The organism is Streptomyces sp. NPDC060028 (assembly GCF_042736725.1).
Taxonomy (GTDB): Bacteria; Actinomycetota; Actinomycetes; order Streptomycetales; family Streptomycetaceae; genus Streptomyces.
Genome location: NZ_JBHWVJ010000053.1, coordinates 26,675 through 50,670 on the forward strand (window position 1 = coordinate 26,675; position 23,996 = coordinate 50,670).

22 protein-coding genes and 4 pseudogenes are annotated in these 23,996 nt (G+C 69.2%); 16 read left to right on the forward strand and 10 right to left on the reverse strand.

Features of this window, described 5'->3' with window-relative positions; all coding sequences use genetic code 11:
- Positions 1-155 precede the first annotated feature (155 nt).
- From ACFWBF_RS24430 to mscL, 4 genes are all read left to right on the forward strand, one after another.
- A complete protein-coding gene (locus ACFWBF_RS24430) occupies positions 156-584 on the forward strand; it encodes a preprotein translocase subunit TatB (protein WP_385605587.1) in 429 nt (142 codons plus the stop codon).
- A 378-nt stretch (positions 585-962) separates the two neighbouring features.
- Positions 963-1,199, forward strand: a complete 237-nt coding sequence (locus ACFWBF_RS24435) for an XRE family transcriptional regulator (RefSeq protein ID WP_385605589.1) — start codon at positions 963-965, stop codon at positions 1,197-1,199.
- Positions 1,199-1,360: a hypothetical protein gene (locus ACFWBF_RS24440; protein ID WP_385605590.1), complete on the forward strand. Its 162-nt coding sequence runs from the start codon at positions 1,199-1,201 to the stop codon at positions 1,358-1,360. The genes ACFWBF_RS24435 and ACFWBF_RS24440 overlap by 1 nt, the downstream gene beginning before the upstream one ends.
- Before the next feature lie 86 nt (positions 1,361-1,446).
- Positions 1,447-1,890 carry a large conductance mechanosensitive channel protein MscL gene (mscL, locus tag ACFWBF_RS24445; RefSeq protein WP_385605592.1) on the forward strand — a complete coding sequence of 148 codons (444 nt, stop codon included), beginning with the start codon at positions 1,447-1,449 and terminating at the stop codon, positions 1,888-1,890.
- A gap of 443 nt (positions 1,891-2,333) precedes the next feature.
- Here the strand turns inward: mscL and ACFWBF_RS24450 are convergent, their stop codons facing one another.
- Positions 2,334-2,498 (reverse strand): hypothetical protein, encoded by a 165-nt coding sequence (locus ACFWBF_RS24450; protein ID WP_385605594.1) that lies wholly within the window; start codon positions 2,496-2,498, stop codon positions 2,334-2,336.
- A 29-nt stretch (positions 2,499-2,527) separates the two neighbouring features.
- Between ACFWBF_RS24450 and ACFWBF_RS24455 the strand changes: the two are divergent.
- Positions 2,528-3,484: pseudogene (locus ACFWBF_RS24455) on the forward strand (Tn3 family transposase); the annotation flags it as partial.
- Between the two features lie 281 nt (positions 3,485-3,765).
- Here ACFWBF_RS24455 and ACFWBF_RS24460 read toward each other — a convergent pair.
- Together ACFWBF_RS24460 and ACFWBF_RS24465 are read right to left on the reverse strand one after the other, a co-directional pair.
- Positions 3,766-4,611 carry an ABC transporter permease subunit gene (locus tag ACFWBF_RS24460; RefSeq protein ID WP_385605596.1) on the reverse strand — a complete coding sequence of 282 codons (846 nt, stop codon included), beginning with the start codon at positions 4,609-4,611 and terminating at the stop codon, positions 3,766-3,768.
- The gene (locus ACFWBF_RS24465) at positions 4,608-5,516 is read right to left on the reverse strand and encodes an ABC transporter ATP-binding protein (RefSeq protein ID WP_385605598.1); all 909 of its coding nucleotides are present in this window, start codon (positions 5,514-5,516) and stop codon (positions 4,608-4,610) included. The genes ACFWBF_RS24460 and ACFWBF_RS24465 overlap by 4 nt, the downstream gene beginning before the upstream one ends.
- A 133-nt stretch (positions 5,517-5,649) precedes the next feature.
- Here ACFWBF_RS24465 and ACFWBF_RS24470 point away from each other — a divergent pair, with 133 nt between their 5' ends.
- Together ACFWBF_RS24470 and ACFWBF_RS24475 are read left to right on the forward strand one after the other, a co-directional pair.
- Entirely contained in the window at positions 5,650-6,891 is a 1,242-nt protein-coding gene (locus tag ACFWBF_RS24470) for a sensor histidine kinase (RefSeq protein WP_385605600.1), read from the forward strand.
- Positions 6,888-7,547, forward strand: a complete 660-nt coding sequence (locus ACFWBF_RS24475; RefSeq protein WP_385605602.1) for a response regulator — start codon at positions 6,888-6,890, stop codon at positions 7,545-7,547. Before ACFWBF_RS24470 ends, ACFWBF_RS24475 begins: the two co-directional genes overlap by 4 nt.
- Before the next feature lie 111 nt (positions 7,548-7,658).
- On the opposite strand, the gene ACFWBF_RS24480 is transcribed toward ACFWBF_RS24475, so the two are convergent.
- On the reverse strand, positions 7,659-8,633 hold the full coding sequence (locus ACFWBF_RS24480) for a tyrosine-type recombinase/integrase (RefSeq protein WP_385605604.1): 975 nt from the start codon (positions 8,631-8,633) through the stop codon (positions 7,659-7,661).
- Positions 8,634-8,822: 189 nt separating this feature from the next.
- A complete protein-coding gene (locus tag ACFWBF_RS24485) occupies positions 8,823-9,068 on the reverse strand; it encodes a hypothetical protein (RefSeq protein WP_385605606.1) in 246 nt (81 codons plus the stop codon).
- Positions 9,069-9,202: 134 nt separating this feature from the next.
- On the opposite strand from ACFWBF_RS24485, the gene ACFWBF_RS24490 reads away from it, so the two are divergent.
- The gene (locus ACFWBF_RS24490) at positions 9,203-9,658 is read left to right on the forward strand and encodes an ASCH domain-containing protein (RefSeq protein ID WP_385605607.1); all 456 of its coding nucleotides are present in this window, start codon (positions 9,203-9,205) and stop codon (positions 9,656-9,658) included.
- Positions 9,659-9,842: 184 nt separating this feature from the next.
- On the opposite strand, the gene ACFWBF_RS24495 is transcribed toward ACFWBF_RS24490, so the two are convergent.
- From ACFWBF_RS24495 to ACFWBF_RS24505, 3 genes are all read right to left on the reverse strand, one after another.
- On the reverse strand, positions 9,843-10,361 hold the full coding sequence (locus ACFWBF_RS24495; RefSeq protein ID WP_385605609.1) for a hypothetical protein: 519 nt from the start codon (positions 10,359-10,361) through the stop codon (positions 9,843-9,845).
- A gap of 625 nt (positions 10,362-10,986) precedes the next feature.
- On the reverse strand, positions 10,987-14,082 hold the full coding sequence (locus ACFWBF_RS24500) for a hypothetical protein (protein WP_385605610.1): 3,096 nt from the start codon (positions 14,080-14,082) through the stop codon (positions 10,987-10,989).
- Between the two features lie 614 nt (positions 14,083-14,696).
- Complete coding sequence (locus ACFWBF_RS24505) at positions 14,697-16,016, reverse strand: hypothetical protein (protein ID WP_385605612.1); 1,320 nt, start codon at positions 16,014-16,016, stop codon at positions 14,697-14,699.
- Between the two features lie 569 nt (positions 16,017-16,585).
- On the opposite strand from ACFWBF_RS24505, the gene ACFWBF_RS24510 reads away from it, so the two are divergent.
- From ACFWBF_RS24510 to ACFWBF_RS24520, 3 genes and pseudogenes are all read left to right on the forward strand, one after another.
- On the forward strand, positions 16,586-16,801 hold the full coding sequence (locus tag ACFWBF_RS24510; RefSeq protein ID WP_385605614.1) for a hypothetical protein: 216 nt from the start codon (positions 16,586-16,588) through the stop codon (positions 16,799-16,801).
- 312 nt (positions 16,802-17,113) lie between these two features.
- Positions 17,114-17,347: pseudogene (locus ACFWBF_RS24515) on the forward strand (transposase); the annotation flags it as partial.
- A 2-nt stretch (positions 17,348-17,349) separates the two neighbouring features.
- Entirely contained in the window at positions 17,350-17,991 is a 642-nt protein-coding gene (locus ACFWBF_RS24520) for a DDE-type integrase/transposase/recombinase (RefSeq protein WP_385605616.1), read from the forward strand.
- Positions 17,992-18,728: 737 nt separating this feature from the next.
- Here ACFWBF_RS24520 and ACFWBF_RS24525 read toward each other — a convergent pair.
- The gene (locus tag ACFWBF_RS24525) at positions 18,729-19,166 is read right to left on the reverse strand and encodes a spore-associated protein A (RefSeq protein WP_385605618.1); all 438 of its coding nucleotides are present in this window, start codon (positions 19,164-19,166) and stop codon (positions 18,729-18,731) included.
- 536 nt (positions 19,167-19,702) lie between these two features.
- On the opposite strand from ACFWBF_RS24525, the pseudogene ACFWBF_RS24530 reads away from it, so the two are divergent.
- The 3 genes and pseudogenes from ACFWBF_RS24530 to ACFWBF_RS24540 all read left to right on the forward strand — a co-directional run.
- A pseudogene (locus ACFWBF_RS24530) lies at positions 19,703-19,867 on the forward strand (ISAs1 family transposase); the annotation flags it as partial.
- Positions 19,868-20,106: 239 nt separating this feature from the next.
- Positions 20,107-21,657: pseudogene (locus tag ACFWBF_RS24535) on the forward strand (SAV_2336 N-terminal domain-related protein); the annotation flags it as partial.
- Between the two features lie 1,010 nt (positions 21,658-22,667).
- Entirely contained in the window at positions 22,668-23,069 is a 402-nt protein-coding gene (locus ACFWBF_RS24540) for a hypothetical protein (protein WP_385605630.1), read from the forward strand.
- A gap of 3 nt (positions 23,070-23,072) precedes the next feature.
- Here the strand turns inward: ACFWBF_RS24540 and ACFWBF_RS24545 are convergent, their stop codons facing one another.
- Complete coding sequence (locus ACFWBF_RS24545; protein ID WP_385605619.1) at positions 23,073-23,219, reverse strand: hypothetical protein; 147 nt, start codon at positions 23,217-23,219, stop codon at positions 23,073-23,075.
- Between the two features lie 153 nt (positions 23,220-23,372).
- Between ACFWBF_RS24545 and ACFWBF_RS24550 the strand changes: the two genes are divergently transcribed.
- Together ACFWBF_RS24550 and ACFWBF_RS24555 are read left to right on the forward strand one after the other, a co-directional pair.
- Positions 23,373-23,636, forward strand: a complete 264-nt coding sequence (locus tag ACFWBF_RS24550; protein ID WP_385605620.1) for a DUF6233 domain-containing protein — start codon at positions 23,373-23,375, stop codon at positions 23,634-23,636.
- A gap of 23 nt (positions 23,637-23,659) precedes the next feature.
- Positions 23,660-23,872 carry a hypothetical protein gene (locus ACFWBF_RS24555; RefSeq protein ID WP_385605622.1) on the forward strand — a complete coding sequence of 71 codons (213 nt, stop codon included), beginning with the start codon at positions 23,660-23,662 and terminating at the stop codon, positions 23,870-23,872.
- Positions 23,873-23,996 lie beyond the last annotated feature (124 nt).

The window sequence follows — 23,996 nt, forward strand, 5'->3', positions numbered from 1 at the left end:
TGCACAGACAGCGAAGAAGACCTCCCCGCAGCCCGGGGGTACGGCGGATGAGCCTGTTACCGCCTTGGGGTGGTCCGGTCGGTCCTCAAGGCTTTCCTCGTCCCCGCAAGAGCCCGATCAATACGGGCGCCCGAACGTGGTGCCGATGGAACAGCGTGAAGGAGACGACTGGGAAGCTTGCCCGTTTCGCGACCGCGACCGCCTTGACCGCAGCACTGGCCGGTGCGGCCATCGCGCCGGCAGCGGCACAGCAGCACAGCCCGGCCGGCGGCCCGCACAGCTACACCTGCTCCAACCAAGGCGGCGGCCCCAACCACACCGTCAACTGCTCCGGCCTGATCACCGTCAACAACGTCCTCAACCGCACCACCGTGAACATCGGCGATGTCTACGTCCTGACCGGCGCCCAGCTCAGCGACCTCCAGGCCGCGCTGGTCAACGTCGCCGACAACAACGTCAACGCCCCCATCACGGTCCAGCTGCTGAACCTGGAGACGGCCGCCATCACCACCTACCTGCAGAAGTTCAGCATCGTCGTCCTGCCCGTCAACGTGGGCGTCTGCGCCGGCAGCATCTGCGTCTGACCCCTCCCGCCGCATCACCGCCGCGTCCCCCTCACCCCGCGTGCCACCGTGATGCGCCCCCGGGGCGAGGGCCTGCACGACCGTGACAGGTCGTGCAGGCCCTCGCCGCGGCCGCACGACCGCGGGCAGCCTTCGGCCACGTCGCGCGATCCGGGCCGAATCGGGCGCCGGCGCCGATCGCCACGGCCACGCTGCCCGCCTCGCCCCTCGGCCCCTCCTGCATGCCTCACCGGCGTCAGGCACCTTAATTTCCTGTGCGCGGCCGCAGGCCACTGCCAAGACCGTCATTGTGCTGCTGCAGCGCTGTAACCCACGCGCATTCGGGTGTCCTCGGGTACGGCACGGCATGAGGGTCAGGGACCGGGGCATGAGCGGGAAATGGCCGACCTGTCGCACGTCCTCGAAGCAGCCATGCGCCGCCGGCACCTCAGTGTGCAGGCGCTCGCGGACCGCACCGGTATCCGCACCCCGCGCATCAGAGTCTTCGTCCAGGACGGCACCGCAGGCCCCATCCACCCCACCGAGCAGGAGCTGCGCGAACTCGCCCACGCCCTCGATCTCCCCGTGAGCGAGGTCCTTCCCGGCACCGCCCTCGCCGGCGTGCCCGGCGCGTGATGCCCGACCCGGCGGCGCCGACCGCCGCCCTGCTCGCGCTGGCCTTACCCGGAGCACTCCTGGCCGGCGTTCTCGCCCTCGGCCGGTACGAGGAACTCCTCCTCGCCCCGCGGACCGCCCCGCTGCACCGGCGGCCCCGCGCCCGCCACGCCCGTCGCTGAACCGCATCGTGGAGCGAACGCAGGGCACGCGGGGATGAGAGTGGAACGGCCACCGGCCCGGGCCCAAATGCAGAGGAGAGTCACAGGTGAAGGGCTTTCGCAGCTTCATCCTTCGCGGCAACGTCGTCGACCTCGCCGTCGGTATCGTCATCGGCGCCGCTTTCACCGCCGTGGTCAACGGCTTCGTCGGTGCGTTCCTGACCCCGCTGGTCGGGCTGGCCACGGGCGTAGCCGGGGACATGAGCAAGAAGGCGTTCACGATCGGCGCCACTCAGTTCCCGTACGGAGCGTTCATCAATGCGGCGATCAGCCTCGCGCTCCTGGCGACCGCCTTGTACTTCCTGGTGGTCCTGCCCATCAACAAGCTCCACGGGCACCTCGCCCCCCACCAGGACGTGCAGGCACCCAAGCGCGACTGCCCCGAATGCCTCAGCCCCGTCCCCGCCCAGGCCCGGCGCTGCGCCTCCTGCACCGTCCCGCTGCCCCACGTGCCCGCTCAGGCGGCAGTCGAGACACAGCGTGTCGGCTGACACGGAGCAGACGCTGGGCGCGATGCCAACGGTCGATCCCGAGTGGGGATGGAGAAGAGCGGGGCCGACAGGCACAGATCCCGCTTCTGGCTGCGCCTCAGCCGCGGTGCTGAGCCCGCCCCGTGCGGACGGTGGCGTCTTGGTCGCGGGCGCAGGGCGCGGCTGCCCAAGACGTTCGCGCCCCGCGCCGCGTGCCATTCAGGCAGGATCACGGCGCCAGCGCTCACTTATGGCGCGGGTAAAGGGACCTGATCTTCTTCCAGTACTGCTCGAGGTAGTCGTCTGTCTCTCCCAGATCCGGGTCGAGCAGCGAGGCGTGCAATGCAGCCAGGTTCGGCGAGGCGCAGTTCTCCGGTGACGCCAGTGGAGTGTTTGCACTGGTCAGCTGGTCGACTGGCGGCGAGGCTTGGCTGGACGATGTGGGCTTTGTCCTGGCGCGCTCGCTACGGCCAGCGCATTGCAATGGTGTCGAGTTGTGTGATGCAGTTATCGCTCAGTGACGTTCTCTTGGTGCGGCAGTTTGCGATGAAGGCGCCGAGCTTGAGCTCGTGGACGTCTTGCTGTTGTCGGGTGTCGCGGGCGGGCAGTCCTTGGTCGTCCACGGCCACGGGTTCGATGTGTTGTCTGGGGACGTTGAGGTGTCGGGCTGGTCGCCTCCGTGGACGGGTTGCGGTTCGTAGTGCCGGTGCCCTCGGTCTACGCACGACCAAACCCGAAGTACTTCGGGCGCCGGGGCGGTGCCACCTGGCTCAACATGATCAATGACCAGGCAGCCGGACTGGGCGGGAAGGTGGTGGCCGGCACCCCGCGCGACTCGCTGTACGTGCTGGACGTTCTCTACGACCGCGATGGCGGCAAGCGCCCGGACAACATGATCGTTATCGATACCGCCTCGTACTCCGACATTGTCTTTGGCCTGCTGACCTTGGCGGGGTTCACCTATGCGCCGCAGCTGGCTGACCTGCCGGACCAGAAGATGTGGCGCATCGACCGTGCCGCCGGCTACGGCGCGTTCCAGGACGCGGCCCGGGGCCGGGTCGACCTGGTCCGGATAGATCGGCACTGGGAGGACATCCTGCGGATCATCGGCTCCATCCACACCGGAGCCGTCCGGGCCTACGACGTGATCCGGATGCTGTCGCGCGACGGCCGCCCCACCCCGCTGGGCGACGCGATCGCGCACTACGGGCGGATCGCCAAGACCCTGCACATTCTGCGCCTGGCACGCGAGCCGGCCTACCGTCGGAAGATCAAGGTGCAGGCCAACCTCCAGGAGGGACGCCACGCGCTCGCGCGGAAGATCTTCCATGGCGAGGCCGGGCAGCTCTACCAGCGCTACCAGGACGGCATGGAGGACCAGATCGGCGCCCTTGGGCTCGTGCTGAACGCTCTGGTGCTCTTCAACACCCGCTACATGGATGCCGCCATCACCCAACTCCGGGCCGACGGCTTCGATGTCCGCGACGAGGACATGGCCCGCCTCTCGCCATTTGTGCGCCACCACATCAACATGCTCGGCCGGTACTCCTTCCAGCTCCCGGACCTGCCGGGCCTGCGGTCCCTGCGCGACCCGGGTGCCGTCGATGAGGAATAGTTTCGTCAACCCGTCATCCTGGTCGCGGCCTCCGCGGCCATGCTCGTCAACGACGCGGAGTCAGTAACGGAGGCCGAGGTGCCGACGGCGGTGGTGACCGCTTCGCGTACCAGCTTCGTGCGGCAGGCCCGGTAGGCGGGGCGGTCGGAGAACGCGTCTCGGTCAGGCTGTCCCTGACGGTCTCGGCGTAACGGCAACGACGACGCGGCCGAGCCGATTAGAAATCACTTCCAGGTACGGGCGGCCGTTTTGCCACCCGAGCAGTTGGCCGACCGGGCCTCTCACTGGTCGCGCCGTTGCGCGCTGGTGACGGCGAGCACAGCTGCGGTGAGCGTCCACACTGCGTAGACGGTCCAGGCTCCGCCGGTCGTCCACGGAAAGTCGGTCTGGGGGGAGCCGACCTCCACGAGCCGTGACCACGCCTGGTAGAGCGTGGCGTGCCCGGCGACCGCCGACCAGTGGCGGCCGTCGGTGAAGACGATGGGCAGCACGAGGATGACTACCACCGAGGTGAGCATGGTGGCCGAGGTGTGCCTGATGACGGAGCCGATGGCCATGCCGGCGACCGCGCACACGGACGCAAGGAGGGCGGACGCCACTACGACGCGCAGGGCGCCCGGGGAGCTGATCGATACGCCTGCGTCCCGGCCGTCGAGGATCGCCTGCGTCAGCCCGAACGAGGCCCCCGCGACGATCGCGCCGAAGACGGTGGTAACCGCCGTGACGACCACCGACTTGGCGGCCATCACCGAACGGCGGGCCGGAACGGCCGCGAACGTCGTACGAATGGTGCCGGTGCTGTACTCGCCGATGATCGCGACGGCACCGATGGCACCGATGGCGAGCATCATGACCATGGCAGCGTTCGCCGTGAACGCCTCCTGCAGCGGAATTCCGGCCCGGACGAAGTCGGCCCGGTCCGCCGCGCTCCGCTCCGGCCAGTAGTTGTAAGTGTCATAGGCGGTGCCCGCGTTGAACGCGATGACGGCCAATGCGGTGGCCCCATACGCGATCCAGGTCGAGCGCAGCGACCGAAGCTTGATCCACTCGGCGGCCACCAGATCGAGAAAGCGGGCGCGGGGTTCGTCGGCGCCGAGTCCGCCAACGGGAGCGTATGTCGTGGTCACTGAAGGTCTCCTGCGAGGTATTGCACGCTGTCGGCGGTGAGCTCCATGAACGCCTCTTCCAGGGAGGCGGACCGGGTACTGAGGTGATGCAGCGGAATGCGGTGCTCCATGGCGATCTCACCGATCCGGACCGCGGTCACACCGGTCACAGCAAGCCGGTCGCCCGCCGTGTGTACGGCCGCTCCCTCGGCCGTCAGCAGGTCTCTCAGGACAGCGGCGGCGGGCGTGCCCACCGTGACGCTCTGCCGGGTGCCGCGGGCCAAGAACTCGGTGAGGCTTTCCGCCGCGATCAGTTCGCCGCGACCGATGACGATCAGCTGGTCGGCGGTGTGCCCCATCTCGGACATGAGATGGCTGGAGACGAACACGGTGCGGCCTTCGGCGGCGAGCCGCCTGAACAGGTCGCGCACCCACTTCACTCCTTCCGGGTCGAGGCCGTTGAGCGGTTCGTCGAAGAGCAGGACCGGTGGATCGCCGAGCAGGGCGGAGGCGATGCCGAGCCGCTGTTTCATGCCGAGCGAGAATCCTCCGATGCGGCGGCGGGCGACGGCGGCGAGGCCGACCTCCCGCAGCACCTCCTCCACCCGACGCTGCGGTATGCGGTTGCTGCGGGCCAGGGTGGACAGGTGCGCCCGCGCGCTGCGCCCGCCGTGCACGTCGTGCGCGTCGAGGAGAGCGCCGATGTGGCGCAGGCCGCGGGGGCGGTCACGGAAAGGGCGGCCGTCGATGGTGACGGCGCCGCTGGTGGGCTCGTGGAGGCCGAGGATCATCCGCAGCGTGGTGCTCTTGCCAGCGCCGTTCGGTCCGAGGAACCCGGTCACCTGGCCGGGCCGCACGGTGAAGGTCAGGTCGTTGACAGCTGTCGTGCCGCCGTATCGCTTCGTGAGTTCGTTGACTTCGATCACGGGGACAACGATGCCTGGGGGCGGCCCCGCCGGTCGTCGGGCCGGAGCTGACAACCGCCGGGCGCGAGTGTCAACCCCGGTTGTACAACCCCGGGTCGATGGCCCCTCAACAGCACACGGTTACGATCACCAGATGTCAGCCTCCGTGTCTTTGCCGCTACTCAAGCGCATACCGCCGGGCCTGTGGACGGCGCTGGCGTGGTTGTCGGCAGCGGTGGAGCCCATCGTCGAGTACGTCGTGATGCCGCCGGGGCCGACGTACTCGCTCAACTTTCCCCGGGGCGGGCTCGATTCGCTTGGCGCCAGGGCTCTGCTTGCGCTCGCCTTCGTGCTGGTCCTGGCCGGTAGTGCAGTGCTGCGCCGCACTACTTCGCCGGCGTACGCACTGGTGCTCGCCGGTACGGTCGCCTCGACGGTGGCCTGGCGCCAGGACGAAATCCCACCCCTGCAGTTCCTGGCAGTGGATGTGGCCCTCTGCTACATCGCGGCCGTCCGACCCCGGCGGAACTCGCTCACGGCGGCCGCGGGGGCACTCGGCGTGCTCACCTGCTATTCCATTCTGCGGCTGCTCACGGGGGACGACTCCGGGATCGCTCCTGAGCCCTTCCTGGCCCTGACCGTGGCCATCGCCTGGCTCATCGGCAACTCGGTCCATCAGGCCCGCGCCCACACCGAAGAGCTGTACGCACGGGCCGCCGCGCAGGCCGTCACCGCCGAACGGCTGCGCATCGCCCGCGAAATGCACGACACCGTCGCCCACAGCATCGGCATTATCGCCCTGCAGGCCGGCGCCGCAGCCCGGGTCGTCGAGACCCAGCCGGCCAGGGCCCGGGAGGCGATGCTCACCGTGGAGAAGGCGGGGCGCGAGACCCTGTCCGGGCTGCGGCGGATGCTCGGCGCCCTGCGACAGGCTGACCAGGATCAGGAAGGCCCCGGCCAAGACCATGGGCGTGCAGTAGCGTCTCTGCAGTCGGCCGCCGGCCTGTCGGACGTGGAACGGCTCGCCACGACGGCCATGGCCGCCGGTGTCCGCGTGGAGGTGTGCTGGCAGGGCAGGCGTCGCCCGCTGCCCGCTGACATCGACCTAGCGGCGTTCCGGATCGTCCAGGAGTCGGTGACCAACGCCGTACGGCACTCGGGGGCCGATTCCTGCCTCGTGCTCGTCGACTACCGCGCGGACGAACTCGCGGTCGAAGTCTCGGACCGAGGGAAAGGCGGCGGCACCAGCACGGACAGCGGATACGGCCTGATCGGCATGCGCGAGCGGGCCGCCCTGCTGCACGGCGATTTCACGGCCGGGCCCCGTCCCGGGGGCGGCTTCCTGGTAGCGGTCAGATTGCCGCTACCGGCAACGACCGAGGCGGGAGCCAGATGACCATCCGTGTCGTACTCACCGACGACCAGCCCCTGGTCCGCGCCGCTCTGCAGATGGTCATCACCGACACCGCGGACATCGAGGTGGTGGGCGAGGCCGGAGACGGCGCGGAAGCGGTACGACTGACGGAGGAACTCGCCCCCGATGTCGTCGTGATGGACCTCCGGATGCCCGGCATGGACGGCATCGAAGCCACCCGGCTGATCACGAAGGGCACCGGCTCCGCACGCGTCGTCGTCCTGACGACCTTCGACGACGACGACTACGTCTACGGGGCGCTGCACGCCGGCGCGTCCGGATTCCTCGTCAAGGACATGGCCCTGGACGACATCCTCTCCGCAATCCGGATCGTTGCCGCCGGGGACGCGCTGATCGCACCGGCTGTCACACGTCGGCTGATCAAAGAGTTCACCGCCCGACCCGCAGCGTCACCGCCGCGGCGGGCGAAGCTCGGCGGCATCACCGCCCGGGAACGCGAGGTGCTGACCCTGGTCGGCAGGGGCCTGTCCAATACGGAGATCGCAGGCGAGCTCTGCATCAGCATCGCCACCGCCAAGACTTACCTGACCCGCCTGCTCGCCAAGCTCGATGCCCGCGACCGGGTGCAGTTGGTGATCCTGGCCTATGAGGCGGGCTTGGTGGCACCGCCCCAGTGAGCGAACGGACTCCCCGCGCAGCGAGCACCGGCGGGCGGTGCACGATCCGCGCCGCACGAGCCCGCTCCAACCCCGCCTGCCGTCAGTGCGCAGGTTGATCAAGGCTCTGGCTCACCGCCGGCTGTCACCGGGGGCCAGAAGGCTGGTCAGCTCGGCGATGGCCGCCGGTGAGGGCTTGAAGTAACGGCGGAGGTTCTCCGGCTTCTTGTGACGCGACTTGGCCATCAGCATCAGCAGCGACGCACCTTGTTCGCCGAGGTGGGTCAGGGCAGAGTGCCGGTACTCGTGAAGGTCCCAACCGCTGCCCGGTCCACGTACTGCGGTGTGCCCATCCAGTAGGGCGCGGGCCTGGCCGTACGAGAGCCGGGCGAAGTCTGTGTCCGGACACACGTCTCGCGGGCCCATCACCTTCCCAGGGCCGGCTCGGCAGTGGGTGACGAACACCGGCCCGCGCGTGCGTCCCTTGAGCAGACGGGGCAAAAGTTTGGCCCTGCCCGCGTCCCAGTACACGGTGTCCAGCACGAGGTCCTCGCGCGTCTGGCCCCGTCGTCGGGCCTTCGCCCGGGCACCCTTGGCCTTGACCTGACAGCGGCGCCCGGCGAAGTCCAGATCCTCGATGTTCACGCCTAGAATCTCGTCGGATCGAGCGGCGGTCTCGTAGAGCATCCGGTACAGGCTCTTCTCCCGCAGGTGCACGTCGCGCCGCGCGATCAGCCGGTCGATGGCCATGCGCGAGCGGGCCGTGGTCTCGGAGTCTGGCACCGCCAGCCGCTTAGCCCAGGCCGGGACCGCCGGACACTCGTAGCCGCGCTCGCGGCACCACGCCAGCCAGGACAGCACCGATGCCCGACGGGAGTTCCAGGTGTTCACTGCCGCGGTGCCCCAGAGCAGTTCGAGGGCTTCTCCCACTTCGTCGTCCGCGACCGAGCCGAGCGGCCGGCCCGCGCCGAGCCGCAGCGCAGTCTTGCCCACCCCGATCCCATAGGTGCGGACCGTGTTCGGGTTGCCGAGGGAGTCGAGAAAGAGATCGGCCGCCGTCCGGACGGTGAGCGCTTTGCCGGTTGGCAGCTGCACGACGGTGGGCACTGCTTCCCCCCTTGCCGCAGATAACAGAGCCGCTTCGTGTAGGACCCGGAGGGCGTCACCGCAGATGATGGATCAAACTACCGCAGATATTGGGGTGTTATCCGTGGGAAGACTTCAGAGCACGGCCGCCGTCGACGGCCCAACAGCCGCCCCACCAGGCACAACGAGGGCTTAGAGCTCAGAGCTTGTTCAGTTCGGCTGCGGGTTCGTCAGGTTGTTGACCAGGTCGGAGATGGCACCCGGTTCGCCCATCTTCACGAGATTGCGGTGCTCGGACGCGCGGCCATCAGCAGTGTCCCCGAAACCGCCGCTATCCAACGTTGAGCGGGCTTGCCCAATGCCGCCGCCCCCTCTGGGGGTGTCGTCGGCTGAGGCGGGAACAGCGGCGAGAAGCAGGGCCGCGACAGCAAGCGTGGAAGAACCAAGGATCTTCATGCCCGGCGAAACGAAGAAGCCGGCAGCGGGATGCGCCGGTCAGCCGGCCGCCGCAGCCGGACCCTGGCCGAACCGGGGTACGTCCTGCGTCGTGACGTCCAGGCGCATGCGGAAGGGGTCGTTACTGTGACCGCATGACGCCTGACTCCGCCTCACTCACAAACCTCGCATCGATGCCCAGGGCCGAGTTCGCCTTCCCCGGCCCACTGCGCGACCAGCTCGTCGCAGCGATCCTCAGCGGTTCCAAGACTTCCACGACAGGGCTCGTCGTCGACTACGAGCATGAGGGGGAGCCCCTGCCGGAGGTCGGGAAGCGTTCGGTGGTCATCGACTCGAACGACCGGCCGGTCGCGGTCATCGAGGTGACTGGCGTGCGCGTCGTCCCGCTGGCGCAGGTGGATCTCGCCCACGTGGTGGACGAGGGGGAAGGGGACACCAGCGTCGCAGAGTGGCGGACGGGCCACGAGCGGTTCTGGCACAGCGAGGAGATGCGTGCGGCGCTGGAGGACCCCGCGTTCACCGTTGACGACGCAACGCTCACGGTTCTGGAACGCTTCCGCCTCGTCACCGACCTTCGCCTTGCCGATTGACCATCCGACTATCGCGCACCACGTCGTTAGCGCCGTAGTTGGCCAGTTTGGCCAACTACGCGCTCAGCTCGCTACCGCTGTGGGGCCGCTTCGGATTCGGGACGCTCGGGGCGGCAGGTCGATGTTGTCGTTCCATGCACCCGCCGGACATCCGCCGGTCGACGGGGCCGTGCGCCACGGCTGTTCACACCGGATTCTCGGAGCGGCAGCATCCGTACCTGTTGGTCATGTCGTACTCGTGGCCGACCAGGATGCGTGCGCCGCAGGCGTCGCAGACCGCGGGCGTCACCGGGTTCACCCGCAGGACGTAGGCGTTCTCCAGGGCCAGGACGGCGTCCACGGACTCCTTGCCGTGCTCCTTGATGCCCTGTCCGATGAACTCGAAGGCGCCGTACTGGGCCCCGCACTCGCAGTCGATGCGGTTGGAGTGGGCGGGCCCGATGTCCTTGACCCCCAGCTCCGAGGTGATCCTCTCCCGCTCCTCGCGCGATACGGGTTCCATGCCCCGCTCCTTGATGCGTCTGGGGCTCCAGTACCACGCCTTGAACGCCTCGGCCTGTCCGAGAGAGAGGTAGAACGTCACCGATCTGCCGGCCTTCAACGCGTCCTGCACGGCCGCCACGACCGCGCTGTCGTCCCCCGACATCACGATCCTTCCGTCGCGGACCAGGGCATCGATCTCGGTAAGCGAACCGCTCTTCATGGGCGTCCTTCCGGTGGGCTCCGTCGGCTCCGACCGTTCGATGCTCACCCGTGACCGCGCCGCCGGCCAGCGGGGGCGAGCGACCGGGGGCGTCCGCGTCCTCCACCGAGCCGGGTGGCCGCACTGAGGCCTGCCCCGGTGAGCTACAGCCGCCGACGGCCCCGACCGCGCTGCCGTGCCGGGGCAGGGTACGCCGAAGCCCACCAGACCGCAGTCACCCAACAGATCCGTCTGCCGCGCGCTCCTGCCACACCTCAGCCGTCGCACAAGGCGCCTCAGCCGCTACCTCGGCCACCTGAGCACGAATCCGGCCCACTGGAACGCTCACTGGCCAGGTATGGCGCTGAGTCACAAGACCTACCTCTGACCTGCGGCACGCCGTCGCGAGATAATCGAACACGTGTGGAATAGAGGCACTCAGGAGCAGCGCCATGATCTCCCCCGCCCCGTCGCCAGACCGCAGGTCGCCACCTGGCCCCCGTGCCAGACCGGCCCGTGTGCAAAATGGTCAGTTGACTGCACCAACTCGGTCATCCGGTCAGGGTCCGGCACCTTCGAACGTGCTGTAGAACCACAGGTCGTCCAGTCGTAACCCTCTGGAACGATCAGTAAGAGGGCAGTGCCATCAGAGGTCCGGCCTGAGACCCAGATCCGGATGATGGGCCTGGACTGCCCGCCGGAGCCGCACGCGGAGGTGGGGCCGCGCCAGTGAGCCGCGGGCGAGGGCGAGGACCGTGTCGCTCGGGAGGGCCGAGCCGTCCCTGCCGAGCATGTCGGCGAGCAGCCGGGTCACCGGTTCCCGGGCGGGTGAGTCGTCGGGCAGGAGCGCCACAGCGCGATCCACCCTGAGGTACAGCGCTGCCAGCTCATCGCTCGCAAGTCCGACGCTGCCACCGATCAGCAGCCGCAGCACATCGTGGGCCAGTGAGGTTGCCTGCTGTCCCTCACCGAGCGAGGTAAAGACGGTCACGGCTGGCCCCAGCCACTCCATGACCGGATCCATCGCATGCCGTACCACCAAGTCGTTTGTGCCTCCGGACACGTCCATCTTGTGCCACACCGTCTCCCAGTAGGGCCGGGACCAGTGCACGACGTCGCGCCGGGGGAGGCGGTACAGCCAGTACATGTCCAAAGGGTCCGGCGGGGACAGCACCCCCGTGCGCAGGCGGATCTCCAGCCGTCGGCCGCCCTCTGCACGGCTACGGTGAACCGAGACCGACAGTGCGAAGTCCGCCCACTGCTGCTCGTCGAACGACGACCGCCAGAGCAGGGCGTGCCGGTGCCAGGCATCACCCGGGTCCGATGAGTCCGGGAACAGCCTGTCCGCGGTGATGCCCTCCGCCAGCAGCAGCACCACCAGGACGAGGTTGGCACCGTAGACGCCGTGCCGTGCCGACGTGCGGCTCTCTGCGGGCCGGTACGCAGGGTGGGGGTCGCCCGTCCGTGTCGTGTGCTGCCGGAAGACGCGTATAAGCAGCTGACCCAGCCGCTCGCGTTCGCCGTCCGGCAGCCGACGCACCATCGACTCCCCGAACCGCAAGATCTGCCGTGAGGAGAGCGGGGCGTACGACAGCAGCGCGTAGGCCAGGTCGTCATCAACGCGGCTCGTGCCGAGGGACAGGGCCGGCCGGTCGGTGAGCAGGCCGGTCAGGACGTGCAGCGCCAGCCGTACGACCAGGTACTCGCCGAACGTGGCGTGCAGGAACTCGTACGTGGACAGCACGCGGCCGTCACGGATGGACTGGGCGCGATGGACGAAGAAGAACCGACCCAGCGCCACCTCGGCCGCACCCAGTGGGGCACGGAACCCGGAGGTGCCCGTGGGGCGGCGGCCTAGCAGTGCCGTGAGGTCCTCGTCGAGCTCCGCCGCCGACACCCATTGCCGACGCCGGTTGAGCTGAGCGAACGCGACCAGGGAAAGGCGCTGGAGCTCCTGCTCGACGCGCTCCGCCAGTCCGTCCTCCGGCGTGGCCCCGCGAGCGGTCTTGTCCACCTCCCGGTGGGCGAACGAGGTGAGCAGTTCCTCGTACAGCTCGGCCTCGTCGAGCGGGTCGTCTGCGTCGTGGCCATCGCGTCCCTCGCGCCTGTGGCGTCGCAGGCCGTTGTCCGTGGCGTCGTACAGCGCCATCAGCAGCAGCAATAGCGGCTGGGCGGCCAGCGACTCGTGCCGGGCGATGGCATCCCAGGGCAGCGGTTGCAGCCCCCGGGCCGCGAGGCTGCTCGCGTTGGCCTCGTTCCACAGCTCCAGCCAACGGCGCATCTGAGCGGGACGGAACGGCTCCAGGCGCAGGGCGACGAGTCCCTCCGGGTACCGGGTGCGATCGGCGACGGCCGTACGGCTGGTGACCAGCGCTCGCACCGGCCGGCCCTGCTCCGCTTCGCGCTGCTGGAAACGGGCGACGCGGACGAGGAAGTCGCTGTGGTGGACGCCGGTGCTCTGCAGCAGCTCGTCGAAACCGTCCAAGAGCAGCACCGGTACCGCACCGCCGGCCGAGCGGACCAGCTCCGGCCAGGACACCCGCTCCCCCGTGGCCGCCCGTACCGCCTGCTCGAGCTGCTCCTGCAGGTCGTCCTCGGCGCGTACGTCGCGCAGCGGCACCCGAATGGGAAGGAATCCGACAGACGGCAGCCGGGCAGCGAGGACTCGGGTCAGAACGGACTTGCCGGCGCCGGGCTGGCCCAGCACAAGCAGCGGGGAGCCGACTCCGGCGGGGGAGGTGAGGGCACCTGCGAGGTAGCCCGTCAGGTCGCGGCGTACGGGCATCTCCTCCCACCAGGCCTCGCTCGACGGGGCACCGGTGCCAGCCACTGCACGCACTCGGAAGTCCGGATCCAGGTACATGTCCTGGAGGGCGGGCACGCTGATGCCGTCGGGCGCGGTTGAGGTTTCCAGCACGGGCCGGGTGAGCGCGGCCTCATGGGCGAGGGCGAGGGCGGCCGCGACGTCCGTCGGCGGACGCATCGCCCGGGCCACTTCGGACAGCAGCTCCTCCACGCCGACCAGCGCGAGCCGTACCCGGTCTCGGGTGGCCTGGTGCTCAACCTGTGCCACCCAAAATCCGAACTCGGGTGCCTGCTGGGCCAGCTGCGCGTAGAGGCCCTCGTATTGCCGGACCGCCCTGCGGGGCAGCTCGGTAGCCAGCACCCGCCGTGCCGAGGTCCGGTCCAACTCCGTCAGGTCGCCCCAGACCTGCAGCCCTTCCACGAAGCCGAGGAATCGCTCCGACAGTCCCCCATACCAGCGCCGCATCTCCGCCGTCACGTCCTCGAATGGGCGGTGGGGTGCGGGCTGGGGCGCGTCGACCGCAGCCAGCGACTGAGCGAACGCCGCACCGCCCGGCGGATCCGGGGCGCCCGCGAGGGCGATCTGTTCACTTCGGGTGAGCTCCAGGTCATCGACGCCGAAAGGCAGGTCCGACTCACCGAGCGCTTGGAACCATGCCACGACGACGATCACGGTATGGGCGGCCTGCAATAGTTCCGTGCGCTCGGAGCGCCCTTCCGACCGGCCCAGGCGCCGCCCCAGATTCCGTACTGCGTCGCGGCCCAGGCCGACGATGCGGCCCCGGGCGTCGGCGATTCGCAGCACCCCGTCCCCGATACCGCCCGTTGCCGCGTTCAGCGCTCCGCCCAAAGCCCGGTCCAGTGCGGCGACGACGGGCGGATCGCCGCCGAGCAGCACCAATGCGTCCGAGAACGACAGCAGTCTGCGCACGCTCATCCTGCCCCCATGAAGACCCGTCCGTCGCTGACACGCCCGCGCTGATCTCCCCACTACGTGCTGGGGCGCTACCGCGTGGACCCTGCCCGGACACTCTCGCATGGGGGAGTCCGAGGGACCTGCGGTTCGGGACAAGACACCCACCACGGGGCTCGCGTTCGTGCCGGCCGGCACGCTGGGGAGGCGCTGGCTCCGAGGGGTGGGATTTGCGCCGGCCCCGGAGCCCGGTGGACGAGCCACTCTCCGGCTCACCCCCCTCGATATCCTCCAAGGGCGGCATCTACAACGCGGGCTGGTGATCAGCATGCACGAGGACCAAGCCGTGTGTGGCACGGCATTCATCGTCGAGGCTCAGCGCCCTGCTGCTACACCCACTTCATGAGTCAAGCCGCACTTCCTGGTGCCGTGGTGCAGAGAAGCCACGCTCCGACGTGCAGGTACGGGGTCGGGGCCAGCCCCTTGTACGAGGCCTGTAAAGCCGCGCGGCGGGCGCAGTACGGGAGCTGACCGTGTGCGTCCTGCCGCCCGACCTCCCCCGGCGGACCCTGGTCACATTCCACGCGCCGGACTATCAGCCACTCCGCACCTGGCAAGGCGATCGAAATGGTGGATCGTCAGAGATGGTTCACGGTGGCCGCACTGTCCGACCAGAGCCAGTTCACGGGCGCGTACTGCTTCTTCAGCGCGGTGCGCTGGCGCCCGTAGCCCTTCAGCGCGGCCTCCACCGCCACCGCCAGGTCGCCCAGGTCCTGCGGCACTGACACCCGCAGCAGCAGGTGCTGCTTGCGGTGTGCGAGGAGCAGCTCCCCTGCGGGTGTGCACTCCAGCAGGGCGAAGTGGACCAGGGGCTTGAACGGCTTCTCCGCCGTGGACATCCTGGCGCGCAGCACCCCGTCGGCGCTCCACGCGTACAGGCCGTAGCGGTTGAGGTGGAAGGCACGGGCGCGGTGCGGGTCGGCGACGACGGTGAAGTCGAAGCCGGTGAACGGGCTGTCCTCACGCAGGTGCAAGCCTCCCAGCCGGCCCTGCAACACGCCTTGGTCGTCAACGAGGGCGAAGCTGAACTCCTGCCCCCGATTGGTCGAACGGTAGGTCTTCCCGAAGACCGGGACGACGAACAGGTCGTCGCCGAGCGCTGCCGGGCGGGTCATCTTGGAGTCGAGGTAGCCGTAGAGGCTGCCGCTGGTCCCGGTGAGTTCCGACAGGGCCTCGGTCAACGAAGGCGACGGCCGATTGCCGCACCCCACCGGCTCGTCGCCGTACCTCACGTGCGCGTACGAGTCGGCGTCGCTCTGGCGGTCGGTGCGCGCGTCCAGGGTCGCGATGGCGCTCAACACGGGCTTGCGGCCCGGGCCGAGGGTTGTACCGGGTTCGGAGACGGCGACGATGTTGGGGTGGGCGCCGGCCCAGTTGCTGAGCCCGTACTCGGAGGTCATGCACAACAGCCGACCCGCGGGGGTGACGGCGATCGACGCGGCGAACGGGTCGTCCCCGTGGCCCTGCTGCTTTTTCCAGCCCCAGGACATCGGCCAGGCGGCGAGGACCTCATCCAGGTCCGGGGCCAGGAGGTGGGTGCTGCCGGGCTTGGAGCTGACTGCGACCGCGCCGTCCGGGAGGATGGCCAGGGTCGCCGCGTCGCCCTCCGGTATGGCCGACGGGCCTCCTCCCGGCACCGCCTGTCCGAAGACGGCAGTGGCGGTGGGCTTTCCGTCGGAGCCGTGGCGGGTGATCAGCTGGTAGCCGAAATCCTGCTCGGCGGGTTCGGCCGAGCCGGCTGGGCGCCCGCGGTAGCGGCGCAGGCCGGTCAGCACGTAGGTGTCGCCGGCCGTCGTCGCCACCGCGTGATCGACCCTGAATCCCCATCCGCCGGCTTCGGGGTCGACATGGTGGACGTGCAGCAGGGACGCGGGCGCGGTGATCGGCAACAGTGTCATACCGGCATCCTCTCCCCCACCACCGACAACTCGTGATCCGGTACTGAACCGGTGCGCGGGTACGCCCTGGCGGGACGCCTGCCGGAAAGGGGTACGCCCGCGCCTGGATGGCGTCGTCTATGGCCACCGGGGCCGCGGTCATCGACGGCATCGGCCACTCCGACGTCCTGCACGCCTTGGTCCCGGCCCTCGCCGTGACCGCCGCGCGCCTGGCCGCCCTCGCCTTCCCGCCAGCCCACCGCCGGACGGATGCTCTCCGACCCCCGGTACGACGGTGCCGCCCCCAACGCAGTCGCCGTCGTCGCCCGCCTCCAGCCTGGGCGCAAGCCCTGGGTCGCCTGGGGCCTATGGCTACGACCCCGACTCCCAGGCCCTCACCCGGTACACGGTCGACGCCACCGACGCCGTCTACCTCACGGGGCAGATGAATTCTGGGCACGTCGGCCGTACGGCTCTGCCCAAATGTGGCTCGCCCCCTCACCACCCGGCCTGCCAGCTCTCGGCACCGGTCGTTGCCTGCAGTTTGATCAAAGCGAGGGGGGACTGGCCTCTGGAGAGGGGGCGCTGTGATGTTCGCGCTGCTCGGACGGTTGGATGTGCGAGTGAATGATTCTCTGTGGAACAGGCTCTCGGTCGAAGCGCGAGCAGAGGTGGACCACCTGGTTGGCATCAGGCGCAACATGCAGGCCATCGCGGTGATTCGCGAGCGCGCCGGGCTGCCGCGGCCTGACTTCAAAGAGTGTGTTGCCCTCCTGGACCAGCGCTTCACATTCCTGCGGAAGTAGGTGGTGGCGCGCGATAGGGCCGCGCGGCACCATCAGCCAGCGCGCCAGGGATGAAGGGGCTGGTCATGCACGTTGCCGGCCCCCGCCCCTGCTGCCGACCTCTTGCTGAGGAACTGCCTGGCCCGGCACTCCCGCAGGTCGAGGTCGATGAGCTCGTCGTCAAGGCAGCGGAAGATCGCCAGCACATCGGGAGTCGCCAGACCCGCAGGTCCGGGCACTCAGCGTCCGCCGGGCGGGACAGCACGGGCTCCGCCCGGGGCACCGGAAGCACCGTCTCGCCTTCACACAGAGCATCGTGCGGAGTACTCGTCCGAGCGTGCACTGCACATCCAGGTCGCCGATTCGCTCGGTGTCTCCCGGGAGTCAGTGCGGCGCTGGGTGATGCAGTACGAGGTCGATGCCGGCCAAGTCGTAGGTGTGACCAGCGACGATCGTGAGGAACTGCGTCGGCTGCGGGCGGAGAGCAAGCGGCTTCGTGAGGTCAACGAAGTGCTGAAGTCCGCGACGATTTTCTTCGCGGGGGAGCTCGACCCCCGAAACCGCTGATCGTGGCGTTCGCCGATCAGATGAGAGCTGCCGGGTATGCCGTCGAGTCGATCCTCACTGCCCTGAATCAGGCTGGGCTGAAGATCGCGGCACGAACTTTGCGGGCCTGGTGTGCCCCAGCCGCCAGCACGAACCAGCTTCCGGCCCGGACCGTGAGTGACGCCCAGGTCGAGGACGCGGTCCGGTCACTGGCCTTCAGCACCAACGCGGTCGGGCGGCGTGTGCTGGCTCCGGAAGGGCTCTATGGCCGGCGCAAGATGCTGGCCCTGATCCGCCGGACCCTGCTGCCCGAGGCCGGGTTCGGGGCCGTCGACCGTGCGATGCGCTCGCTCGGCCTTGCTGGCGTCGTCCGTGGGAAAAGACCGAGAACCACGGTCCCGAACCCGGCGGATACCCGGGCTCCGGACCTGCTGGACAGGGATTTCACCGCGCCGGCACCGGATCAGAAATGGATCACCGACTTCACCTATGTCCGGACTTACCAGTCCTTCACCTACGTGGCGTTCATCGTGGACTGCTTCTCCCAGAAGATCGTCAGCTGGCACGCCTCCGTAAGGAAGGACGTGGAGCTGGTCGACGTGCCGCTGCGGATGGCACTGTGGCGCCGCGGCCACGAAGGAACCCCGTCCCGCGAGGCCAGTTGATCCATCACAGCGATGCCGGGTCGCAATATACGAGCGTGCGGTTCGCCGAGCACCTGCACATCCAGGGCATAAGAGCTCGTAACAGGATCATGAGTCGGGCTTGTTGAGGCGTCGCCAGCAGATGAGGCTGCAGGCGAGGGAGACGAACGCGTCATGATCGTGTTACGAGCCCTTAGCCGCACGCGACCCCTTGCTCCCGAACCTCTATTCGGAAGAACCCGCTCCAGTCTATGCATGAACCTTTTGCGTAAAGGTAGGACGGACCGGCATAGGAGGTGTAATTTCCGATATCAGAGGTCCATGACGCGGAATCCCCAGTACGCATCAGCGACGTCTGCGTCAGCTCCGCAGGGCCTGTTGCATTTCGAATGGTTACGGAGCAGTTGTATCCGGTTGCATTCGAATAAGTGAGGTAGGCTCTCGCACCGCTTCCTACATCCATCTGGCGAACCACCTTGTATCCGGACCCACATGCCCCGTTATAAGCAGCTGCGGCCGACGCCGTACCCGGCATTGCGATGACGGAGGCACCAGCTAAACCCAAGGCTACGCCGAGCGCAGACAGTCGCCTTCTGGTATTCGACTGGATGGCTTTCGTGATCTTCGATCCGAGCCTCATTCTAATCTCCTTGTGCCGAGTTTTGGATGCCTGTACAAGGATGTTTTGTAATCAGGGTCGCTCTATGCGCTCCCCCGCCTACATGCATGTGCGCTCCTGCGGCTGTTTGGTAGGCGTTCTATTTGCAATGAGAATAGAATTGCTCCGCATCACCGCCGTTGAATTCACCGCCCCAGTCGATACACGAGCCCTTGGCGTGGAGGTATACCGGCCCGGCGTAGTTGGTGAACTGGCCGGGATCATCCCTGTAAGAAGATCCGTCGTTCGATCGCTGGATCCAGGCATTCATGGGGGCCGGAGATCCGACACTTGCGCGAATCGTGACAACGCAGTTGTTGCCGGTCGCGGCCGAGTAAGTCAGATAAACCTTGAAAATACCTCCGGTCCACAGGGTGTCAATGAGCTTGTACCCGCTACCGCACTCGCCGTTGTATCCTCCTGCCGCATGGGCGGTACCGGGCAATGCCACCGCTGATGCCAGAACCATTGCCGCTGCTGAACAAAGGAAGCCAAGGCGTCTCGCTGCAGGTGTTTTTATTCGATCCGAAAGAAGCATGGCTTTCGACCCTCTCATATATGTTTTCCTTAGAGCGCAAGGCTAGGGCAAGGGAGGGGTGCTCGGTAGAGTTGGATTCAGGCCAGATGTGACAGGAGTCCGATGTTTACAGAGATGCGTCTCCTGATTTTTAGCCTCGGGCTTTCACGAAGTGGGCTGCCCGACGGGTGATCAGATAAGCAAAAAGTGCCTCTGACCAGCAAGAATGAGGACTGTCGAGGTCCTTATTCCTGCTCCAGCCGGAGGCACTTCTCGGGTCAGGGCTTCGGCGTAGTCGCGGCTTGAGTGGGTTTTCACGATGTGTGCCGGCGGTGGCCCGGACGCAGGACAGGCGCGAGCTTCCAAGATCATGTGGGTGTCGAGTCCAGTGATCCCTACGAAAGTCCGTGCCTGCCGTCGTATCCTCTCCGATCCCGCCCGTCCTTGACCAACTCCGTGACCAGCTCGATGCCGCGGAACACGAACTGCCCGGGCTGCTGACCCGGTTGGCCGCTGTCCCCGATCCGCGCAAGCCCCGCGGTGTGCGCCACGGCCTGGTGTATGTGCTGGCGCTGGCCGCCTGCGCCGTGCTGACCGGCGCGACCTCGCTCCTGGCCATCAGCGAGTGGGCTGCCGATGCGCCATCGGCGGTCCTGGACCGCATCGGCGCCCGTCGCTGCCCGTTGACCGGCATCCGGCCGGTGCCGTGCGAGACAACGATCCGCCGCACCCTGGCCCGCCTTGATGCCGATGCGCTTGACCGGGCGGTCGGCGCCTGGCTGGCCGATCGCCGCACTCAGCCCGGCCCGAAGACTCGCCGGGCAGTGGCGGTGGACGGCAAGAGCCTGCGCGGCGCCGCCAGAGCCGACGGCCGCAAGATCCACTTGCTGGCCGCACTCGACCACACCAGCCGTCTGGTCCTCGCCCAGCTGGACGTCGGAGACAAGACGAACGAGATCACGTGCTTCCAGCCCCTTCTGGACAACCTCGCCGACCTGGCCGACACGGTCGGTCGCGTACCCGACCCGTGGCCGTCCTGCAGGTCCTGCCGCGCAGCCTGTGGCACCGAACGGGCCTCGTTCCGGAGCCCGTCCTCGCCCGCTCCGGCGCGCGCGGACTGGCCACCGCACTGTTCCGCCCGCAGACGCCGCACCGCCGGGCGTACCAGGGGCCGACCCGGCGGCAGCGCTGGGTGCCTGTTCTGGAACTGGGACCGGACTGGCTCGCACCCTGGGCCCGGCTGGTGGCGGGGAACGCGGGTGACTGGACCCCGATGATGGCCCTTCCGGTCGGTGCCGAACCGCCTCCGGCCGCGGACCGCGGGCCTACGGCCACCGACCCCGCAACGCTCGTCGAGCGCTTCCGCGGCGAGGCGTCGCCCGGCGCGTTCGAGCTGGCCGGCTACCTGGCGGCCGTACCCCTCGTGCTCCCCGTGATGCACTCGGTCCAACGGGCCATGATGCCCCGGTCCGGCAGCACCCACCTCGCCGAGTTCTTCCTGTCCGGGCTGCTGGTCCAAGCCCAGGCCCAGCCCGGTTCCGGCGGCGATCCGGACCTGACGCTGTACGAGTTCCGGCCCGGCGTCCGCGAGGCGCTGCTGGACACCCTGACCCGCCGTGAGTCGCTGCGGGCTCTGGACGTCGTCAGCCGTGTCTCCGGCCGGGTCGCCCGACGCCTCGGCGGCACGCTCGACTTCCGGGCTCTCGTCCCGGCCCAAGGCGTCCCCGACGGCCGACAACTCCCGGCGAACAGCCAGCCCTTCGCCCGGGTCGCCGCGAAGGTACTGGCCGGGGTCGGCGGGGAGTACAAGGCCTTGGCGCAGGCGCTGGCCGAGGCAGCGGACGCACCGGAGACCGGCGACCGGCCGACGGCGCCGCCGGTCCAGCCGCTCACCGCACGACACGGCCCTGGGCCGGACGGCGCCCGGGAAGCCTCCGCGCGAAGCACCCTGGTACTGGACGACCGCCGGGATCCCCTGGAGTTGATCCACGCACTCGTGGCGGCGGCGACCGTCCGTGTCCACAGTGACCGGATCGGGAACCGGTTCATGGGCAGTGGCTTCTTCGTCTCGCCCGGCTGGGTGCTGACCAGCGCCCACGTCGCCCTGGCCGGAGCCGCCGGCCTGCCGGGCGACGGGCCGCGCAGGGTGCGGATCGGCTTCGGCGACCGGCTGATCAGCGGCGTCGTCGAGTGGCCCAGCTCCGATCGCCGCCCTTGGACCCCCAGCCGGTCGACGCCCGACATGGCGCTGATCCGGGTGCTCGACCCCGTCGACCACCCCTGTGTCTCGCTCACCGAACGGCCCCCCGGCAGCTACGTCCCCGGCCGGGACACGGCGTGGTTCGGCTGGAGCGCGGAGTACGGAGAGGCTCTGTTCCGCGGATTCCACGGCGGCACCCTCGACGGCGGGCTCCAAGGACCGGACGGCGAACAACTGCTGAGGCTGACCCATGCGACCGAACTCCCGCCGGGCATGTCCGGCGGCCCGGTGGTGGACATGACCCACGGCGAGGTCATCGGGGTACTCACGGGCTCCAGGGAAGGGAACGGCGCTCTTGCCGTACCGGTCCAGCAACTGCGACGGCTGCCGTTCCCCGCCGACCCGTACGCGGACCTGTATCAGCAGGTGTTCACCGCCCACGACCTGTACCACGCCGACCGCCACTCCTCCGACCACGGCCCCGATGCCACCTGGACCGAGGCGCGCAGCGCGCTCGACACCACCGTTCGCAACACCCTCGCCGCCGGCGGGCGCACCGAGTTGCTCGGGATGCTCGCCCGGCTCCCGCCCCCTGCCGGCCCCGAGGTCCTGGAGGACATCGTCACCGCGGTCCATGGTTTCGCGGTCCCGGGCCAATCTCCCCGGCCCCGGGCCTGGCGGGACGGCCTCGGCATGATCTACGGCTTGGAGCACGCCCCCGGCGAACTGGAGTCGGCGCTGCGGTACGCCGTCCACGCCGCCACCGTTGGCCGGCCGCACGCCGAGGTGACCGCGGCGGAACGCGCCCTGTGGGACTGGTCCCGGACCATCGCCGAAGGCCAGAACCGCGGGGTGCGCCGCGTCCTCGCTGAGGACTACGAGTCCCGGCTGCGTGCCCGCAACGATGCCACCCGGCCGCGAACCTCCGACGAGCGGCGGCCCGAGGTGCTCTTGGAGATCCTCACGGCCGGCTGGGACGACATCTACCACTGGCGTGTCGGCATTGTGTCGAACAGCGACGCCAGGGTTTCCCCAGTGGACAGCGGCAGAATGTCGGGCATCGACATCGCGGACCCGGAGAGCCCACTCACCCTGGCACTCGCCGAGGCGTTCCGCCGCTGCGACAGGGCCGACCGTCCCGCTCCCCTGCAACTCGCGGTCCAGCCAGATCTGTTCGGCATCCCTGTCGACGGCTGGCAGCTGGGCGACCGCACACTTGGCGCCGCGCGCCCGGTCATCGTCCGCCTGGCCGACCGCCAGACGACCACCGACGACCCCCTGCTGACCGAGGAACGCCGCGAGCGCTGGCGCACGCTCCACAGCTGCCCGCCGGTCCCTGTGGTGCTGGACGGCGAAGGGCACGCCCCCCGGGGCAGCGGCAGGCCGAGCTACAGACCCTGCCGCCCGAGACCCTCCCGGTGCTCGTCGGCAGTGGCCCCAGCTCCGAAATGCTGCACGAGCTGATCGGCGCCGGCCACTCGGTCGTCCTCTGGCGCCGCGAACCGGTCGCCCCGGGCTCGTCGTACGCCGACTTCGAGCAGGGCATCGACCACCTGGTACGCGAAGCCCGCACCCCCGCGGCCCTCCCCGCCGCCCTCGCCGAACTCCGCGCCCAGCTGGCCGAAGGCGCCCCGGAGGCGCACTGGGCCAGCGGCCCCGCCCTGCTGTACGACGACCCGACCCGCCCCCTGCCCGAACCGGGCCCCCTGACGGGGGATCTCTGAGCTTCAGCGCAGCAGGGCGCGTTCGTCCACGTACCGGGTGGGCGTGCCCAGGAACAGGTCCTCCCGGGCGGAGCCGTACGCGATGTTGAGGGTGTGGAGCCGGTAGGTCCACAGTGGCCGGGCCAGCCGAACGCCGGCGGGCGCCGCCATCTGCGCGGCATCCCGTACGGGGTCGCGACCGGCAGCACCTGCAGCAAGCCGTCCGCCGCCTCCAGCAGCACCCCGGTCTCCGGTCCGCCGCTCGGCAGGCCGTCGTACGCGCTGAACCGCGGCCGAAAACCCTCGGCTTCGTCCATCAGCACCTTGTGCACGAACGGAGCCTCCCCGGTCGGGATGGGACAGGCCTTCGCCGCCCAGCGGCGCCCGCCACGTGAGCCGCCCGCGTGGCTGATCAAGCACGGAGTCGGCGCGGGCCGGCTGCCGGTCCGCGTCCACCCCGGGGACTGCTGGGACACAGCGAACCGCTGCTCGGCCCTGAGCACTGAGGAGGCGCGCCGGGCCCTGGCCGAGGGCGTACCCGGCTGCCCCCAGTGCCGTCCTCACGTCACCCTCGGAGTGCTGGAGTGAGCGGGTAGGGGCAGGGTGGAGGGATGAGCCCTGCTCTGCGTGTGGTCGTCTATCCGCCGGACGCCGAGGGCGGGCGCCGGGTGCGCTGCGACGGCGAGATCCTCGGCCCCGCCGACCTTCTGGAGTTCCTGCGGCGAGCCGGCCTGGACCCCGACGTCCGCCTCGACGACCCGCTCCTGATCGAGTGGCGCAGCGGCGAGCCGGCCGTCTGGAGCCCGGACACCGGCGAGGAGTGAGCGCAGCAGTGCGGCCCGCCACCCGGTAAGGGTGGCGGGCCCCCCGGGGGGGGGGGGCGGGGGGTGATGGCGCCCGGGCCCGCGAACCGGGGGTAACCCGCCCCGCGCCCCCCCCCCCAAGTGG

Excerpts from the sequence above, each read along its gene's own strand:
- ACFWBF_RS24545 (WP_385605619.1), bottom strand. The coding sequence starts at position 23,219 with ATGGCGGCGCCCGCCGGCGTTCGGCTGGCCCGGCCACTGTGGACCTAC.
- ACFWBF_RS24485 (WP_385605606.1), bottom strand. The coding sequence starts at position 9,068 with ATGAAGATCCTTGGTTCTTCCACGCTTGCTGTCGCGGCCCTGCTTCTC.
- ACFWBF_RS24495 (WP_385605609.1), bottom strand. The coding sequence starts at position 10,361 with ATGAAGAGCGGTTCGCTTACCGAGATCGATGCCCTGGTCCGCGACGGA.
- ACFWBF_RS24470 (WP_385605600.1), top strand. The coding sequence starts at position 5,650 with ATGTCAGCCTCCGTGTCTTTGCCGCTACTCAAGCGCATACCGCCGGGC.
- ACFWBF_RS24490 (WP_385605607.1), top strand. The coding sequence starts at position 9,203 with ATGACGCCTGACTCCGCCTCACTCACAAACCTCGCATCGATGCCCAGG.
- ACFWBF_RS24505 (WP_385605612.1), bottom strand. The coding sequence starts at position 16,016 with ATGACACTGTTGCCGATCACCGCGCCCGCGTCCCTGCTGCACGTCCAC.
- ACFWBF_RS24510 (WP_385605614.1), top strand. The coding sequence starts at position 16,586 with ATGTTCGCGCTGCTCGGACGGTTGGATGTGCGAGTGAATGATTCTCTG.
- ACFWBF_RS24440 (WP_385605590.1), top strand. The coding sequence starts at position 1,199 with ATGCCCGACCCGGCGGCGCCGACCGCCGCCCTGCTCGCGCTGGCCTTA.
- ACFWBF_RS24555 (WP_385605622.1), top strand. The coding sequence starts at position 23,660 with ATGAGCCCTGCTCTGCGTGTGGTCGTCTATCCGCCGGACGCCGAGGGC.
- ACFWBF_RS24525 (WP_385605618.1), bottom strand. The coding sequence starts at position 19,166 with ATGCTTCTTTCGGATCGAATAAAAACACCTGCAGCGAGACGCCTTGGC.
- ACFWBF_RS24500 (WP_385605610.1), bottom strand. The coding sequence starts at position 14,082 with ATGAGCGTGCGCAGACTGCTGTCGTTCTCGGACGCATTGGTGCTGCTC.
- ACFWBF_RS24475 (WP_385605602.1), top strand. The coding sequence starts at position 6,888 with ATGACCATCCGTGTCGTACTCACCGACGACCAGCCCCTGGTCCGCGCC.
- ACFWBF_RS24435 (WP_385605589.1), top strand. The coding sequence starts at position 963 with ATGGCCGACCTGTCGCACGTCCTCGAAGCAGCCATGCGCCGCCGGCAC.